The organism is Photobacterium halotolerans DSM 18316, assembly GCF_000425165.1.
Taxonomy (GTDB): domain Bacteria; phylum Pseudomonadota; class Gammaproteobacteria; order Enterobacterales; family Vibrionaceae; genus Photobacterium; species Photobacterium halotolerans.
Window position 1 is genome coordinate 1 of the sequence record NZ_AULG01000025.1, and the last position, 16,980, is coordinate 16,980.

General features: G+C 55.1%; 11 protein-coding genes, 1 tRNA gene and 1 rRNA gene. 10 read left to right on the top strand and 3 right to left on the bottom strand.

Annotated elements, in window-relative coordinates:
* Positions 1-70 precede the first annotated feature (70 nt).
* The 5 genes from rrf (at position 71) to H511_RS0106830 (ending at position 2,839) form a co-directional block, all read left to right on the top strand.
* A 5S ribosomal RNA gene (gene rrf / locus H511_RS0106810) occupies positions 71-186 on the top strand.
* Positions 187-469: 283 nt separating this feature from the next.
* Positions 470-546: transfer RNA gene (locus H511_RS0106815), tRNA-Asp, on the top strand.
* Positions 547-766: 220 nt separating this feature from the next.
* Positions 767-1,084, top strand: a complete 318-nt coding sequence (locus tag H511_RS0106820; protein WP_027251627.1) for a hypothetical protein — start codon at positions 767-769, stop codon at positions 1,082-1,084.
* 139 nt (positions 1,085-1,223) lie between these two features.
* Complete coding sequence (locus H511_RS0106825; RefSeq protein WP_027251628.1) at positions 1,224-2,426, top strand: multidrug effflux MFS transporter; 1,203 nt, start codon at positions 1,224-1,226, stop codon at positions 2,424-2,426.
* Between the two features lie 86 nt (positions 2,427-2,512).
* Positions 2,513-2,839, top strand: coding sequence for a DUF2799 domain-containing protein (locus H511_RS0106830; protein WP_027251629.1), 327 nt, complete (start codon positions 2,513-2,515; stop codon positions 2,837-2,839).
* A gap of 60 nt (positions 2,840-2,899) precedes the next feature.
* On the opposite strand, the gene dapD is transcribed toward H511_RS0106830, so the two are convergent.
* On the bottom strand, positions 2,900-3,931 hold the full coding sequence (dapD, locus tag H511_RS0106835; RefSeq protein ID WP_027251630.1) for a 2,3,4,5-tetrahydropyridine-2,6-dicarboxylate N-succinyltransferase: 1,032 nt from the start codon (positions 3,929-3,931) through the stop codon (positions 2,900-2,902).
* A 256-nt stretch (positions 3,932-4,187) separates the two neighbouring features.
* Positions 4,188-4,490 carry a YebG family protein gene (locus H511_RS0106840; protein WP_027251631.1) on the bottom strand — a complete coding sequence of 101 codons (303 nt, stop codon included), beginning with the start codon at positions 4,488-4,490 and terminating at the stop codon, positions 4,188-4,190.
* Between the two features lie 90 nt (positions 4,491-4,580).
* On the opposite strand from H511_RS0106840, the gene H511_RS0106845 reads away from it, so the two are divergent.
* On the top strand, positions 4,581-5,270 hold the full coding sequence (locus tag H511_RS0106845) for a DNA-3-methyladenine glycosylase I (RefSeq protein WP_027251632.1): 690 nt from the start codon (positions 4,581-4,583) through the stop codon (positions 5,268-5,270).
* On the opposite strand, the gene H511_RS22795 is transcribed toward H511_RS0106845, so the two are convergent.
* Positions 5,217-6,155 carry a LysR substrate-binding domain-containing protein gene (locus tag H511_RS22795; RefSeq protein ID WP_051287962.1) on the bottom strand — a complete coding sequence of 313 codons (939 nt, stop codon included), beginning with the start codon at positions 6,153-6,155 and terminating at the stop codon, positions 5,217-5,219. The two genes, H511_RS0106845 and H511_RS22795, sit on opposite strands and share 54 nt — an antisense overlap.
* Before the next feature lie 135 nt (positions 6,156-6,290).
* On the opposite strand from H511_RS22795, the gene H511_RS22800 reads away from it, so the two are divergent.
* The 4 genes from H511_RS22800 to recD all read left to right on the top strand — a co-directional run bounded on the left by H511_RS22800 (position 6,291) and on the right by recD (position 16,951).
* A complete protein-coding gene (locus H511_RS22800) occupies positions 6,291-7,262 on the top strand; it encodes a TDT family transporter (protein ID WP_051287964.1) in 972 nt (323 codons plus the stop codon).
* A 104-nt stretch (positions 7,263-7,366) separates the two neighbouring features.
* Positions 7,367-10,810: an exodeoxyribonuclease V subunit gamma gene (recC, locus tag H511_RS0106860; RefSeq protein ID WP_027251633.1), complete on the top strand. Its 3,444-nt coding sequence runs from the start codon at positions 7,367-7,369 to the stop codon at positions 10,808-10,810.
* Positions 10,811-11,174: 364 nt separating this feature from the next.
* Positions 11,175-14,819 (top strand): exodeoxyribonuclease V subunit beta, encoded by a 3,645-nt coding sequence (gene recB / locus H511_RS0106870; protein WP_027251634.1) that lies wholly within the window; start codon positions 11,175-11,177, stop codon positions 14,817-14,819.
* Positions 14,819-16,951 (top strand): exodeoxyribonuclease V subunit alpha, encoded by a 2,133-nt coding sequence (gene recD, locus H511_RS0106875; protein WP_051287966.1) that lies wholly within the window; start codon positions 14,819-14,821, stop codon positions 16,949-16,951. Before recB ends, recD begins: the two co-directional genes overlap by 1 nt.
* The last annotated feature ends 29 nt before the right edge of the window (positions 16,952-16,980 follow it).

Genomic DNA, 16,980 nt, shown 5'->3' on the forward strand with positions numbered 1-16,980 from the left:
TGTGCTGAGAACACTAGTTACCTTTCCCAGATTGTGATTTATCGCCTGCGGGCGGTAGATAAAGCATTTGCTTGGCGACCATAGCGTTGCGGACCCACCTGATCCCATGCCGAACTCAGACGTGAAACGCAGCAGCGCCGATGGTAGTGTGGGGTCTCCCCATGTGAGAGTAGGACATCGCCAGGCTTTCATTGCCCATCTTGGGTGATAGCTCGCATCTTTTGATACTTGCGATGCTCATGTGCTAATGCACACTGCGCTTCTCAGTTCAAAATCTGCATCGCATCACGCAAGATGACCGAAACAAAGCAGTAAGCGTAAGACTTTGTTTGAAAGATATTTCCTGGGAAACGCAGGAATTTTTGATGAGCTCAAGGCATTCAAAAGATGAACGAAGGAGCATACATAAAGTATGCGACTGAGTGAAGAATGCAGAATAACGACGAGCACATTGAAAATAACCAGTTTCGGAGCGGTAGTTCAGTTGGTTAGAATACCGGCCTGTCACGCCGGGGGTCGCGGGTTCGAGTCCCGTCCGCTCCGCCACTTCTTAGAGAAACCCAGTCAGCAATGGCTGGGTTTTTTGCTATCTGGCGTTTGTAATTTGTTCGACTGCTCGTTACTTATTGAAACCTCATGACACGCCTCTGAACCCGTTATAGCGGGTAGAAACTGGTTACAATTTGGTTGGTTAAGCGCTTGCCTTAGGTGTGAGGCTGTGAGAGGGTTAGGGCAATTTTTCTGGGATGATTAAAGATAATTCGCCATGAGTTTATTCTACGAGCGGCAAGAAACCGCTGATTCTGTCACTATTACACTGAAACCGCATTCCTTGTACCTGATGCTGGTGATGCTCGCGATCTGGTTAGGGAATGATTTCTTGTTAAAGTCAGCCTCCATGGCGCAAATCATCATGCCAATATTTATTGTGTTTATGGTGATACGCTTCTTTTCGTTAGTCAGAATACAGCGTGAAGTGCTGGTTGCAATGAAGCAGGGACGGGTTACCACTCAGGGCAGCAAGTTCTCTTTCACTAATCCGTTTCGTTATGTGATTCAAAAAGCGCAGAGCTCCGAGTCCTAAGTCTTTCACTTCATGAAATAGCCGTAAAACAGTGCGGCTATTCTTTCCTGTCAGGACATAGCTCCTGTTGCCAATGATGGCTTATTCCTGGCCAGTATGCAGGCATAATATCTGTGTTGTTATCGATATAGAGAAATGTATGCCAGCATTCAATTGGAAACCCCTGTTATTTGCTTGTTTGATTGTCAGTATTGGTCAGCTCAGTCTTGGCCTGGTGTTTCCATTGTTACCCTGGATCGGACAGGATCTGACATTGACCTCAGATCAAACACAGCTTCTGGTTGCCATTTATCTGTTAGGTTTTGGTCCCTCACAGCTGGTTTATGGTCCGCTTTCTGATGTGCTGGGTCGTCGGCCGGTATTGCTTGCTGGGGTGATGATAGCTTTGTTCGGTGTTGCGCTGGCGATTTTCAACGCGGAATCGTTTTCCGGATTATTGCTTGGACGCTTTATTCAGGGCTGTGGGGCAGGCAGTGTTTCTGTCCTGGCCAGGGCGACAATCCGGGATAGCTACCAGAAGCAGAATCTGGCAAAAGCCATGACTTGGTTAGCCATTGTTGCCGCATTTACTCCCATTATGGCCCCAGTGATTGGCGGTATGGTTAATCATTATCTGGGTTGGCTTTCAGTTTTTGTGCTGCTTATTGCTTACATCGCACTGGTTTGGTTATTGCTTGTATTTAGCTTTCGCGAAACCTTAAAGACAGCGGGTGTGCCACCTTCAGTTAAGCAACTTGCGGGTAATTACCTGTCTTTGTTTAAAGACCGCCACTTCCTGACATTTGCCGGTATAGGCTGGATCAATTTTGCCATGGTTGTGCTGGCAATTTCCATGATGCCCTACATTATGCAAGTGCAGTTAGGGATAAGCTCTGACCAGTATGCAATGTGGGCTATGGTGCCGGCTTGCGGACTGCTTTTTGGTGGTTTGCTGTGTCAGCGCTTACGGCCAAAGTTGGGGACAGCAAGCATGTTGCAGCTGGCACCTTTGATGCAATTGGTCTCGGCTGCTGTGTATGTGTTGGCCCCGTCAGACCCGGTCTGGATGTCAGTGGCCCATTTTCTGCTGGCGATGACAAACGGCATTGCTTTTCCGTGTGCACAGTCGATGCTATTGGTTCCGTACGGTGAAAAAGCAGGGACTGTGTCTGCGTTATCCGGGGCTTGCCAGATGGTTGCGGCGTCTGTTATCAGCCATTGCCTGTTACAGCTGGGGATCAGCCAGCCCTGGCACCTTGGGGCAGTATTGCTGAGCGCCGCATTCCTTGGAATCGTATTAGTGAACCTGGGGGTAAGAAGCGAATCAGGGCGTCAGGCATCGCTGGAACTGAGCCAGCCTTGATAAAAACGTCAGATGAGAAACTTTCTCACTCCAGAGATATTCTTCCATACTTAAGACACCGGATCGCAGTTGGCTGAGGAGGTCGTATGCGTCAGCTGATCTGTTTGGTGGTGATTATTGTGCTATCGGCTTGTGTCAGTCAGTATGAGGCTAACTTGTCTCAGCATGGAGAATGGCAGGAGCTGGGGGCTTATCACGGAGAGTATGGCTATCAGGAGTGGGAAAAAAAACGCCTGGACCGGCTTGGCGTGATGTCTGAATCTGATTATGAAAAATACCGCGCGGGCTATCTGCAGGGGCGATATGAGTACTGCACGGGCAAGAAAACAGTGACCACAGCGCTTAATCCAGGTTATCCGGATGAATGCCGGCAAGATGCCAGTCAGTTCGGGCTGGCGGAAAGAGGCTACTGATACCGATAAGAAAGGCTGCCATCGGCAGCCTTTTGCGATCTTTCACTCAGTGATGGAGGATCAGTTGTTGCTGTGCAGTTCGCTGTTCAGTTCAACCGCGGTTTTATTGGTCAAACATTCGATCGCACCACTTACTGAGTTACGACGGAACAGCAGATCGGACTTGCCGGCCAGATCGCGCGCCTTGACGGTTTCAACGACATTGCCATCTGCATCCAGCATAGTCACTTTGGTGCCTGCGGTGACATACAAGCCAGACTCAATGGTACAACGATCGCCAAGCGGGAAGCCCAGACCGGCATTGGCACCCAGCAGGCTGTTTTCACCAATCGAAATCACCACTTTGCCGCCGCCGCTCAGGGTACCCATGATAGAAGCGCCGCCGCCGATATCGGAACCATCGCCGACCACAACACCGGCAGAAATACGGCCTTCAACCATGCTCACACCTGTTGTACCGGCATTGAAGTTGATAAAGCCTTCGTGCATCACAGTCGTACCTTCACCGACGTGAGCACCGAGGCGAACACGGGAGGTATCGGCAATTCGCACGCCAGCCGGCACTATGTAATCGACCATTTTCGGGAATTTATCAACGCAATCGACGCTCAGCACCTCGCCGCTCAGGCGAGCTTCAATCTGACGCTCTGCCAGTTCCGGCAGATCAATCGGGCCCTGATTGGTCCAGGCAATGTTGTGCAGCAAACCGAAGATACCGTCCAGTACCAGGCCATGAGGCTTAACCAATCGCTGAGAGATCAATTGCAGTTTCAGGAAGCCTTCAGCAACAGAAGCCGGCGCCGCATCAGCAGCCAGAATGACTACCACGAGAGGCTGGCTGGATTGTGCCGCTTTTTCAGCAAAACCCGCACTGGCTTGCTCGCCATTCGCTGCGAAAGCGCCGGCGAGTTCAGCGGCCTGAGCCGGGGTAATCTCAATGGCTTGATTGCCTTCCTGATAATCAACAACTGTTGCGATGGCATCAACCAGGGCTTGAGCCGGATTCAGCAGCGGGGTCGGGAAGAAAGCTTCAATGATTTTACCGTCACGGTTTTTGGTCGCGGTACCCAGGGCTAGAGAAAATGTCGCCATGATGAAATGGTCTCCATGTCAAAAGGGATAACGACTGCAATCTACGGGCAGTCTGTCTGATATTGAAAAAGTTAGATGTTCCCATCATAAAGAGACTGAACGGGATATTGAAGGGGAAATCTGCCATTCATAGCAAAATGACTGAGAAATGACGAAAATCCGCACTTAACCACATATAAAGTCAGTGTTTGTGAATAAACACGGAAATAAAAAACCTCCCGGCGGAGGTTTATTATTTATCGTCAAGGGGATTGACTCAGGCGGCTTCGCTGTCAGCGTCGTCTTGCACGGCTTCGGGTTTTACCGCTTTCTTTTTAGCTGCGGGTTTGGCTTTTTTTGCCCCCAGCGCGACGAGGACTTTTTCACGCTCTTGTGCCAGGAATAGCGCTAATTCTTCCTGTTTGGCTTCGTCTTCAAGCAGTTTGCTTTCACTCAGAACCGCAAACAGCTCGTCAGCCATATCCAACATTTTATCGTAGGCATCAGCTTCAGATTTAGAGGTAAAAGTCATCTTCTCTTCTCCGTTGCGCTCTACTACATATTTGACGATAACAGCCATGGTCACCCTCTCCTGATATTGATTAACTGGTTTTTTATACAGTAGGATAAGGGCATAGTCCAGTGCTGAGTTCTGACAGAAGGTGTTCTTGTGAGCCTGAGAGAAAAATTTGAACAAATTTATACCCGTGCCGCTGATCGCAAAGGGGGAGAAGCGGCGTTGGAAAGCCTGTTGTCGACCCCGCTTAGCGCAGAGGCGTTGACCGCCATTGCCGATGATCGCTGGCTGGCCGCCTTTACGCAGAAAGTATTCCAGTCAGGGATGAGCTGGAAAGTGGTCAGGCAAAAGTGGGACGGCTTTGAATCAGTCTTTTTTGGCTTTGATATAGAAAAGTTGTTGCTGGTACCGAACGAAATGTGGGAGCGAAAAGCCACCGATCCGGCCATTATCCGTCATCTCGGCAAAGTTATGACGATTCCGGACAATGCGTACATGATTCACAGGGCCGCGAAAGAGCACGGCTCGTTTGCGGCTATGGTCGCAGCGTGGCCATCGGATGACATTATCGGCTTATGGCACTATCTGAAACGCAAAGGTAAGCGTTTGGGCGGCAATACCGGCCCCTATACGCTACGGGTGATGGGCAAAGATACGTTTATCCTCAGCCAGGATGTTGAAGCTTATCTGCGCAGTACCGGAATCATTGATGGCGGTCGGGACACCCAGCGCTCCCTGTCGGCGGCACAGGCGGCGTTTAACGACTGGCAGCAGGAATCGGGCCGGCCTTTATGTCAGATCAGCCAGATCATTGCCTTCAGTGGCGGTGATAACCGGATCTGAGCCCGGTTGCCATTGCTGGCAGAATGCAATAAAGGCAGATAACAGCGGGCTGTTGTATTTGTCTTTGTGGTACAGCAGCCAGTATTGTCTTTGCTTGCTCAGCGTGATGGGCAGTTCAGCCACGCGCTTTTCCTGTACCGCATGATGGACCGCGCGCCGCGATAAACAGGTCAGGCCCAGTCCGGCGGCGACGCTGTTGATGATGGCTTCTGTGGTGTTGAGCTCAAAGGCCAGCTGCCAGTTATCAATTCCCGGGGCGAGATGATGCAGGAAATAATCCCGGGTGCCGGATCCGGCTTCCCTGAGTACCCATTCCGAGTGTTCAAGATCTGACAGAGACAGCTTGTTTTTGGTCAGCAGCGGGTGCTCGGGATGACCGATAATTACCATCTCATCCTTAAGCCAAGGTTGGCTTACCAAGTGTTTTTCTGTGACCCGGCCTTCGACCAGTCCGATATCCAGTTCAAAATCACCTAACTTTTTCGCGATGGCCGCGGTATTGCCGATCAATAGCGACTGATCTTTGTGGCTTGAATAAGCCCTGAAATCGCGCAACAAGAAAGGCGTGAGCTGATTACCCACGGTATCGCTGGAACCCACGGCCAAGCTGCCGGACAGCGCACCGGTTTGTGTGAAGAGTTGCTCAATACTCTGGCTGCGCTGGAGCAGTTCATCGGCCAGAGGCAACAGGCGCTTGCCTTCGCTGTTGAGGGTCAGCCGGTTGCTATGGCGATCAAACAGGGGCTGGCTGAGCTGTTTTTCCAGCTCGGCCAGCGCCATGCTGACAGCCGGCTTGGTCAGGAACAGCCGCTCGGCGGCAGCAGTAATAGTTTTTTCCTGTGCCACGGCCACGAAGACTCTCAATTGTTTCAGCGCAATGTTCATAGTCGCTCTTTATAGGTTAAATTAAATTTAACCTTTGTTTAAATTTATTCAATTATTCTAAACCATGTGAGAGAAGTACACTGCCTCTATCGATAAAAAGAACAAAAACGAATCGGATGTGATGGAGAGCAAATCATGAATCAAGCCTGGAAAAATCGGTTTACCTTGATGCCGACACCCATGGCCGGGCTGGCTCTGGCCATTGCCAGCTTGGGCTGGTGCTGGGAGAATGCGGCGCCATTGCACGGGATGGCGCAAACGGGCAGTGCCGTCATTGCCGCTGTGATGCTGCTGGGGCTGGCGCTGAAGTTTGTCTTACACCCTCAGCTACTGTGGCAGGATTTGAAGCACCCTGTGGTTGGCAGTGTGGTGCCTACTTTTTCGATGGCGCTCATGGTGGTATCCCATGCGCTGGCGACATATCTGCCGCTTGCCGGGTTAGTATTGTGGCTGGCGGCTGTGGTCTTGCATCTGGCGTTTTTAGCCTGCTTTGTCTTCCACCGCTTGAGCCGGTTTGAGCTGCACCATATGGTGCCCAGCTGGTTTGTGCCGCCTGTGGGGATCATCGTGGCTGATGTCACTTTTCCGGGGGGCGCCCTGGCACCCTTGGCACAGGGGGTAATGGTGTTTGGCCTGAGTGCTTATGCTCTGATGCTGCCTGTGATGTTATACCGGCTGATTTTCTGTCATCAAGTGCCGGATGCGGCCAAGCCGACCATTGCGATTTTGGCGGCACCGGCCAGTTTGTCGCTGGCGGGTTATCTGACAGTGACGGCGCACCCTTCAGTGTTACTGGTAGCGCTGCTGGCGAGTATCGGATTGCTGATGACGCTGGTGATTTATCTGGCCTTCTTCAGACTCTTGCGATTACCCTTCAGTCCGGCTTATGCCGCGTTTACGTTCCCTATGGTGATCGGGGCGACGGCCTTGTACAAAACGGCTCACTGGATGAGCACTCAGCCCCTGCTGGCCGACTACGTGCACCAGGTTCAGGTGCTGGCGCTGGCCGAGCTGTTAATCGCTACTGTGGTGGTCAGTTATGTCATAGTGCGCTATCTGGCCCATTATTGCACCGCTGAGGCAGGTTACCGCAGAGCAGCAATGTAACGCATTGAAGCCAAAGGGCGGCGGTCATCACAGGTCGCACTGTTTACACCCTGCGTGCCTTGGTAGACAATCATGGCATTATTCTCTGCCAGCGAGCCTGATGCGTGTTTACTGTCTACCATTCCAACCAGCTGGATCTGCTGAAGTCTTTGCTGGTTGAGCTGATCCGCCGGGATCCGCTTTCAGACCCCTTTATCCCCGAGCAGATTCTGGTGCAGAGTCCGGGCATGTCACAATGGCTCAAACTCGAACTGGCGCAGTCGCTGGGCGTGGCCGCCAATATTAGCTTTCCGCTGCCAGCGACCTTCATCTGGGACATGTTCACCAAAGTGCTGCCGGATGTGCCGGCCCGCAGTGCCTTCAATAAAGACGCCATGACCTGGTCGCTGATGCAGGTGCTGCCCGGATTGCTGGAGCAGCCGGAATTTGCGCCGCTGGCGCGTTACCTTGCAGAGGATGCCCATCAGCAGCGCCGTTTTCAGCTGGCCGGAAAAATTGCCGACATCTTTGATCAGTATCTGGTGTACCGGCCGGAGTGGATACAGGAATGGGAAGCGGGGCGTATTGATCCTGAACTGACGGGTGAGCATCCCTGGCAGCCGGTGTTATGGCAGGCGTTGTATGACCACATTCTGGCACAGGGGCAATCGCCTTATCACCGCGCGAATTTGTATCAGCAGTTTATTGAAACGCTGACGCAGTACGCCCAGTCCGGGACGAAGCTGCCGGATGGATTACCTCAGCGTCTGTTTGTCTTTGGTATCTCAGCGCTGCCGCCACGTTATATGGATGCCCTGGCGGCGTTGGGGCAGCACATCGATGTGCACCTGATGTTTACCAATCCTTGCCGCCACTACTGGGGGGATGTCAGAGATCGCAAATACCTGGCCCGGCTGGCAGCGCAGCAGCGTCAGCAGGTGATTTGGCAGGATCAGCACAGCGAGAAGACCGGGGCCGTGGGGATACTCAAAGGCTCGCTGGAAGATAATCTGATTGACGACACGCATCAGGGGGCCGCGGTTGGCAACACATTGTTAGCGTCACTGGGTAAGCTGGGACGGGACAATCTGTATCTGCTGTCGGAATTACAGGCTTTCGAGGTGGACGCGTTTGTCGATATTCAGCCTGACAGCCTGCTGCACAGCATTCAGTCGGATATCCTGAATCTGGAAGACAAAGTGAATGATCAGCTGTTGGCCGACAGCCAGCACAAACAGCAGGTTGAGGCGCAAGACAGTTCTTTGTCGGTGCACGTCTGCCACTCGCCGATGCGGGAAGTGGAAGTCCTCTATGATAATTTGCTGGCGATGCTGGATGCCGATCCCGGCCTGTCGCCACGTGATATCGTGGTCATGGTCGCCGATATCAATGCCTACAGCCCGTATATTCAGGCCGTTTTCGGTAACGCGCCCTCTGAGCGCTACCTGCCATTTTCCATTTCTGATCGCAGTGCCGATCAGGAAAACCCTGTGCTGCTGGCCTGTCTGCGCTTGCTGGACTTACCCAATAGCCGTTGTCATGCCTCTGAGCTGACGGAATTGCTGGAAGTGCCGGCCATCATGAAGCGGTTTAATCTCGACAGCGATCGTTTCATTCAGGTGAAGGGCTGGATTGAGGAAGCCGGGATCCGCTGGGGACTGGATGCCGACACAGCGCGCGAATTTTCACTGCCGGTGCAGCAGCAAAATACCTGGCTGTTCGGGCTGCAGCGTATGTTGCTTGGTTATGCGATGCCAGCGCAGGCAGGTCTGTATCAGGGGATACTTGCCTATGATGAAGTGCAGGGCATGGATGCCGAGCTGGCCGGTCAGCTCAGTGTCTTTGTTGAGCAGCTAATCCATTACCGCCGGGTGCTCAATCAGCCGCATTCGGCGCGCGAGTGGTTCAGTGTGCTGAATCAGCTGCTGGATGACTTTTTCAGTGTCGATACCGAAGGCGAACTGGTCCTGCGCCTGATCCGCGAAAAGCTGCAGCAATTGGAGCAACAACTGGATGATGCCGGTTATCAGCAAGCGCTGACGCCAGCGATCATGCGCGATTATCTCAATGACAAGCTGAGCGGCGAGCGTGTCAGTCAGCGCTTTCTGGCCGGTCAGATCAACTTCTGTACCCTGATGCCGATGCGTTCAATCCCGTTTAAAGTGGTCTGCCTGCTGGGCATGAATGATGGTGTGTATCCCCGAACGATTGCCCCTGAAGGCTTTGATCTGATGGTGGGCCGCCAGCGCGCCGGTGACCGTTCTCGCCGCGACGATGACAGATACCTGTTTCTGGAAGCGCTCCTGTCTGCCCAGCAGCAGCTGTACATCAGCTATGTCGGGCGCTCGATTCAGGATAACAGCGAAAAAATGCCCTCCGTCCTGCTCAGTGAGTTACTGGATTATTGCCAGCAGGGATTTTGTCTGCAGGGAGACAGCGCGCTGCCTCCGGAGGATTCGGCGGAGCGTCTGATCCGCTGGTTGACTCACCACCATCCACTGACGCCGTTCAGCCCGCAGGCGTTTCTGGGCACATCGCCCAGCTATGCCGCCGAATGGCTGCCCGCGGCACGGCGCATCACGGTCGACACGATGGATTTCCTGTCGCAATCGCTGCCCCCGTTTGCGCTGACGGATCTGGCGGAGTCATCCGCCGCACTGCCTGTGATTGAAATGGCAGAGTTGCAGCGCTTCTGGCGCCTGCCGGTGCAGTACTTTTTTAACCGGCGTCTCAAGGTGTATTTTGACGCCGCTGCTGGGGCCATGGTGGATGAAGAGCCCTTTGCGCTCGATGGCCTGCAGAGTTATCAGCTGCGGGCACACTTGCTGACCACTATGCTCGAAGCGCCGACCCGCCCCGAGGCGATGAGCCGTTTTCAGGCAATGCAGCAGGCGGCCGGCACCTTGCCGATTGCGGCATTTGGTGAGCTGACTCTGGAGCAGGAACACCAGCAGATCGCCCCGCTGGCTGAGCGAGTTGCCGGTTTGCTCGCAGATCCGCTCGATGACCCGGAAATTGACCTGCTGATGGCGATCCCTTCCGGGCAGTGCCGGTTACAAGGCTGGATCCGCCATTATACTGCGGCCGGGATGGTGCATTTCAGGCCCGGCAAAGTGCGGACCCAGGATCTTATTCATGCCTGGCTGGAGCATCTGGCGATGTCGGTACAGGGGATAACCGCCGATAGCCATGTACTGGGTATTGATAAGCATGTTCGCCTGCGGCCCGTTGAGGCAGCGTACGCCACAGAGCAGCTGACTATGCTGACCGAAGGGTATCTGGCCGGGCAGTCATCCCCTTTGCCATTTTTTCCGCGAACGGCGCAGGCCGGTCTGGAGGCGCTGCGCGACAAAAGCGGTCACTGGCTGACAGATGAAGAGAGTCAGGACAAAGCATTTGTCAAAATGGCCGGGGTGTTTAACGACAGTTATCTGTTCAGCGGGGAAGGCAGCAATGCATACATTGCCCGGGTCTGGCCGAACTGGCAGAACGATCTTGCCATTGAGGCAATGGATTGGGCACGGCGGGTGTTACAGCCGGTATTGATGCATCTTGAAGAGATAGCTTAGTGGAAGGTGCGAAGAGGATGGTACGAGGAGAAAGGTGCGAGGTGGCCGCCGGCAAAATCGTTATAAGGTGTAGGGTGTTCACCGGTCGGCCACAAGGTCCAGAGGTAGACCAAATTTCTTGGCAGCGATACTACCGAAAGCCCGGCACTGAAAATGTGAAACGTATCCCATAGTGATAGATGAATCAGAATAAAATCCGCTGGCTGAGAGCCAATCAGTCAGAGATCACACAGTGCTTTGAAACCAACGGCAGCTTTCCATCATTTATGCTGCCTGAAACCTAAATTATTGTCGCTGCGGCTTATGGACTGAGTGCATGAGCCGCAGCGAGCCTGACAACAGGAACCGGTTGACGACCATGACTTTGACCCCATCAACAGATGTCTCCGCCATCATGCCGCAAACCCTGGAACCTATGGTGTTTCCGCTGCACGGCACGCGACTGATAGAAGCATCGGCAGGGACAGGGAAAACCTTTACCATAGCGACCTTGTACCTGCGCTTGCTGCTGGGACACGGTGATGCCAATACCGCGTACCCGCAGCCACTGACGGTGGACAAGATACTGGTGGTGACTTTCACCGAAGCGGCAACGGCCGAGCTGCGTGACCGGATCCGTCGCCGTATTCATGACGCCAGGATCGCCTTCAGCCGCGACATGAGTGATGATCCTGTTCTGGCGGCCCTGCTGCGTGATCTGCCGGATCATGCCCGATCGGCGGCCTTGCTGCTGCAGGCGGAAAGGCAGATCGATGAAGCGGCGATCTTCACCATCCATGGTTTCTGCCAGCGTATGCTGACGCAAAATGCCTTCGAGTCAGGCAGCCTGTTTTCCAATGAATTCATTACCGAAGAAAGCCAGCTGCGGGCGCAGGTGGCGGCGGATTACTGGCGGCGCTATTTTTACCCTCTGCCCCGCGAACTGGCGAATGAAATCCGCCGTTGCTGGCCTGCACCGGCAGAGCTGCTCAAAGATATCAATGCGTTTTTGTCCGGCGCCCCGGTCACGCTGATGGCCCCGCCGCTGTCGGGCGATCTGACGCAGCTGCATCAGCAGAATCTGCAGCGGATTGAGGCGGTAAAACAGGGCTGGCGCGAGCATGCGGCAGATTTTCTGGCACTGATCAGTGACTCAGGTGTGAATAAACGCAGCTATACCAAAACCAGCCTGCCCAAAGCCCTCGATGAAGTGGGACAGTGGTCAAGTCAGCCAACGCTGGATTACAGCTTGCCCAAGGCGCTGGAGAAATTTGATCAGGCGGTGCTGGAAGAGAAAACCGCGAAGGGCGAAGTGCCGCAACATCCGGTGTTTGCCGCCATTCATGACTTGCTGGCTGCCAAGCCCAGCGTCAGAGAGCCGATTCTGGCCCATGCGATTCAGGCCTGCCGGGAACTGCTGGCAGAGGCCAAGCAGCGCAAGGGCTGGCTGTCGTTTGATGATCTGCTGACCCAGCTGGCGGCGGCTTTGCTGACGGACAAAGATAGCGGCGAAGGCGCACTGGCTGCCAGGATCCGCCATTTGTATCCTGTTGCCATGATTGATGAGTTTCAGGATACCGATCCGCTCCAGTATCAGATCTTCAGCACAGTGTATCTGCCTGATGATCAGGCCGGACCGGATCATGCGGCTATGGACTCGGGATTGTTCATGATCGGCGATCCCAAACAGGCGATCTATGCTTTTCGCGGCGCAGATATCTTTACCTACATCCGGGCAAGGCGACAGGTCAGCGCCCACTATACGCTGGGCACCAACTGGCGTTCGACCGCCAGCATGGTGGCGGCGGCTAACCGGGTGTTTGCACTGCCGGACAGCCCGTTTATTTATGACAGCGATATCCGGTTTCTGCCCGTCCAGCCCAGCCCGAATGCGCAGAGCAAGCACTGGCAGCTCAACGGTGAGCGCCAGCCGGCGCTGTGTTTGTGGCAGATGGACGCCGACGCCCCGGTCAGCAAAGGGGAGTACCAGCAGGCGATGGCGGCCGCGACGGCAGCGCAGATTCAGGCCATCCTGACTCAGGCTCAGGATCACCAGGCGTTATTGGTCAAAGGGGACGAGCAGCGGCCGGTGTCGGCCGGTGATATTGCTGTGCTGGTGCGGACCGGTTCAGAAGCGGCGCTGGTACGCCAGGCACTGGCTGCTCAGGGAATACCCAGTGTGTATCTGTCTAACCGCGACAGTGTGTTTGCCAGTCAGGAAGCAGCAGATTTGCTTCGCTTGCTGGTGGCCGTGCTGCATCCGGAGCAGGAAACCACCTTGCGGGCCGCCCTGGCCACCCGGTTGTTTGCGCTCAGTGCCTTTCAGCTCGACAGGCTGAATAACGAAGAAGACGAGTGGGAGCGCTGGATTGCGGAGTTTCGTGACTATCGCAGCCTGTGGCTGCGCCGCGGAGTGCTCCCTATGATTCGTCATGCTTTAACACGCCGTCAGATCGCCGAACGTCTGCTGGGCGAAAACGGCGGTGAGCGCAGACTGACGGATTTACTGCATCTGGGTGAGCTGCTCCAGCAGGCCAGTCAGACCCTGGACAGTGATCAGGCCTTGATCCGCTGGCTGGCTGAACACATGGCCTCGCCGAACGGTAACAGTGACGAACAGCAACTGCGGCTGGAATCCGACAGTCATCTGGTGCAAATCGTCACCATCCACAAATCCAAAGGGCTGGAATACGAACTGGTCTTTCTGCCGTTTGTCTGCAGCTACCGCAGCACCGAAACCGCGCTGTTCCATGATCCCCAGTCTCAGCAGGCGGTGCTGGATGTCAGTGGCCAAGAGCGCAGTCTGGCCCTGGCCGAGCAAGAGCGGCTGGCCGAAGATCTGCGTCTGATTTATGTGGCGCTGACCCGGGCCGTTTATGGCTGTTATGTCGGTATGGCGCCGCTGCGCAATGGACGCAGTACCAAAGAACCCACCGGGCTGCACCTGTCTGCGATGGGCTATCTGATTCAGAACGGCAAAGAAGGCGGGCTGGCCGAGCTGTCTGAAGCGCTCAATACGCTGGCGCAAAGTGAGGATATCCGTGTAGAGATCCCGCCTTCACTGCCTGAGTCGCTCTGGCAGCCGGCGTTGACCGAACAGCCTGTGCCGCAAGCGGCCCGCTTTTTACATCCCATTGAACACAACTGGTGGATCACCAGTTATTCCGCCTTGGTGAAGCAGGGCCACTCGGTGCTGGACGCCACCAGTGAATTGCCCGGTTTTGATACCGATTCATCGCAAGACAGCCTGCTGGATGATCCGGACCATGAAATGGCTATGGCCGTGCCTGAGCGATCTGTGTTCACCTTCCCGAAAGGCGCCCGGCCGGGCACCTTTCTGCACAGCCTGTTTGAGACCATTGAATTCACCGATGCGGCCGACAGCGTAGCAACCACGCAGGTTATCAGTGATTTACTGCGACAGGAAAATTACGACCCCGAGTGGCTGCCGGTACTGCAGCAATTGCTGACCCAGGTACTGAACTGCGCCCTGGATGGTCAGGATTTACGTCTTGGCACCCTTCAGCCCCAGCAACGTCTGGTCGAGATGGAATTCATGCTGCCGATTCACCTGCTGTCATCGGCCCTGCTGAATAAAACGCTGGCCCGGCATGATGCCTTGTCGGCAAAAGCAGGGGAGCTGGGTTTCTCTACGGTCAGCGGGATGCTGAAAGGGTTTATCGATCTGGTGTTTGAGTATCAGGGGAAATATTACGTGCTGGACTGGAAATCGAACTGGCTGGGAGACACCCATGAGGCTTACCGGGGGGAGGCATTGAATACGGCGATGCGTGAACACCGTTATGATCTGCAATACCAGCTCTATGCGCTGGCGCTGCACCGCTTTCTGAAAAGCAGAAAAGCCGATTACGATTATGAGCAGCATTTTGGCGGCGTGTATTACCTGTTCTTACGGGGCATACGGGCCGAAGATCACAGTGGTATTTTTCATGCCCGGCCAAGCCATGCGCTGCTGAACGAACTGGAACAGCTGATTGACGGTCAGATCAGCCAGGGAGAGCCTGCCTGATGAGCCTGTTAAGCCACACTACGGATGATATCACTGTTATCGGCCAGCTTGATCGATTGACCCGTCAGGGCGTGCTGCGACCGCTGGACAGCCAGTTTGCCAAGTTTATCTGTCAGTCGGTTAGCGGGCAGGATGATGAAGCCTTGCAACAGGTGCTGGCTCTGGCGGCCGCCTGGCTCAGTCAGGAGCTGGGGCGCGGCCATGTGTGTCTGCCGCTGGCTATTGCAACCAGCCCGCCTCTGGGGCTGCCAAGAGAGATGGCAGAATCGCTGCTGGCGGCATTGCCGGCCGCCTGGCGCTTGCCCGCCAGCTGGCCAGCTGTGCTGAGCCGGTCCGCTGCGGTGTCCGATGGCTCTCAGCCCACGCCTTTGGTATTGATTGACAACCGGTTGTATCTGCATCGTTACTGGCAATATGAACAGACAGTCGCGCAGCGGCTGCTGGTCTCTGCCGGGCAGGGGCATGTCCGGGGAGGGCGTCAGGCCGGCATGCTGGACACCCTGTTTTCACGCAATTATCGCTATATTTATGACGCTCTGGCTGATTTACGACGCAACGGCACTGACAGTGCGGAGCAGCGGCGGATGATGGTGTGCGATAAGCTGGATGTGGTGGCAGCGGAAACCCTGAACTGGGCTGAGATAGACAGTGTGCTGTGTCAGGCGCAGCGCTTTTCCGATTTGGCGCTGCTTGATCGGCTGATCCCGGATGCCGCTTGTCTGAACTGGCAGAAAGTGGCGGCCGCGACCGCTCTCAGTCGTCAGTTTGCGGTGATCTCCGGCGGGCCGGGAACAGGGAAAACCACCACAGTGGCCAAGTTGCTGGCGGCGCTGGTGATACAGGAGCAACCCGATACAGAAACGCTCGATTCAGCCAGAGTGCCCCATATTGTGCTGGTGGCGCCGACAGGAAAGGCGGCCGCACGCCTGACCGAATCGATCGGCAAGGCGGTCCAGTCCTTGCCTGTGCCGCCGGCGGTTCAGTCGGCGATTCCGACCCAGGCCAGTACCCTGCACCGTCTGCTCGGTGCCATTCCGGGCCGGGCCTCTTTCCGCCATCACGCCGCGAATCCGCTGCATGCCGATGTGCTGGTGGTGGATGAAGCCTCTATGGTCGATTTGCCTATGATGGCCCGCCTGCTGGAAGCACTGCCTGTTCACTGCAAGCTGATTCTGCTGGGCGACAAAGACCAGCTGGCTTCGGTGGAGGCGGGCGCTGTGCTTGGCGATATCTGCGCATTTTCCGGTCAGGGCTACAGTGCTGAGCAAGCCAGGCAGCTCAGTGAGATGACGGGCTTTGTGCTGCCGGCCGGGCCGTCAGGCGGGCAGAGTCCGGTGGCGGATTGTCTGTGTGTTTTGCAAAAAAGCTACCGTTTTCATGCCTTGTCAGGCATAGGCCAACTGGCTAAAGCCATCAACAGCGGCCAGCCCGACAGGCTGGCGACTGTGTGGCAACAGAATTTTACTGATATTCATCAGTACCCGCTCAGTGCTGAGCATTACCAGCGTCTGATCACACAGATGTCCGTTTTTTATCGCCGCTATCTTGAGGCGATTGCTGAGGGGAAAGAGCCCGGCGAGGTGCTGCAGGCGTTTGCCAGCGTCAGGCTGCTGTGTGCGCTCAGGGAAGGGGATTTTGGCGTTAAAGGGCTGAATACACGCATTGAACGGCAACTGGCCAAAGAGGGGCTGATCGCTCCCGGCGAGGAAACCTGGTATGTCGGGCGGCCGGTAATGATCACCCGTAATGATCATGGTCTGGGGTTGTATAACGGCGATATCGGTATTGCGATGCCAGACCCTGACGGCCGGACTGACAGCAAAGGCCGCCCGGCACTCCGGGTGTATTTCGACATGCCGGACGGCAGTATTCGCAGTTTCCTGCCCAGCCGCCTGCCGGAGCACGAGCTGGTGTATGCGATGACAATTCATAAATCGCAAGGCTCGGAATTTGCCGATACCCTGATGATACTGCCGCCGGATTTCAGCCCGATCCTGACGCGGGAGCTGGTGTATACCGGCGTTACCCGGGCCAAGGAAAGACTGTACCTGTACGCTCAGCCGGAGGTGTTGCAGCGCAGTATTCAGCGCTGTATTGAGCGGGCCAGCGGCTTGGAAGCCAGCTTAAGCTGAGGGCTGCTTATCCGCCAGTCATTGACTGG

Coding starts and splice junctions, on each gene's coding strand:
- recD (WP_051287966.1), top strand. CDS start 14,819: ATGAGCCTGTTAAGCCACACTACGGATGATATCACTGTTATCGGCCAG.
- H511_RS0106825 (WP_027251628.1), top strand. CDS start 1,224: ATGCCAGCATTCAATTGGAAACCCCTGTTATTTGCTTGTTTGATTGTC.
- dapD (WP_027251630.1), bottom strand. CDS start 3,931: ATGGCGACATTTTCTCTAGCCCTGGGTACCGCGACCAAAAACCGTGAC.
- H511_RS0106820 (WP_027251627.1), top strand. CDS start 767: ATGAGTTTATTCTACGAGCGGCAAGAAACCGCTGATTCTGTCACTATT.
- H511_RS0106830 (WP_027251629.1), top strand. CDS start 2,513: ATGCGTCAGCTGATCTGTTTGGTGGTGATTATTGTGCTATCGGCTTGT.
- H511_RS0106840 (WP_027251631.1), bottom strand. CDS start 4,490: ATGGCTGTTATCGTCAAATATGTAGTAGAGCGCAACGGAGAAGAGAAG.
- H511_RS22800 (WP_051287964.1), top strand. CDS start 6,291: ATGAATCAAGCCTGGAAAAATCGGTTTACCTTGATGCCGACACCCATG.
- H511_RS22795 (WP_051287962.1), bottom strand. CDS start 6,155: ATGAACATTGCGCTGAAACAATTGAGAGTCTTCGTGGCCGTGGCACAG.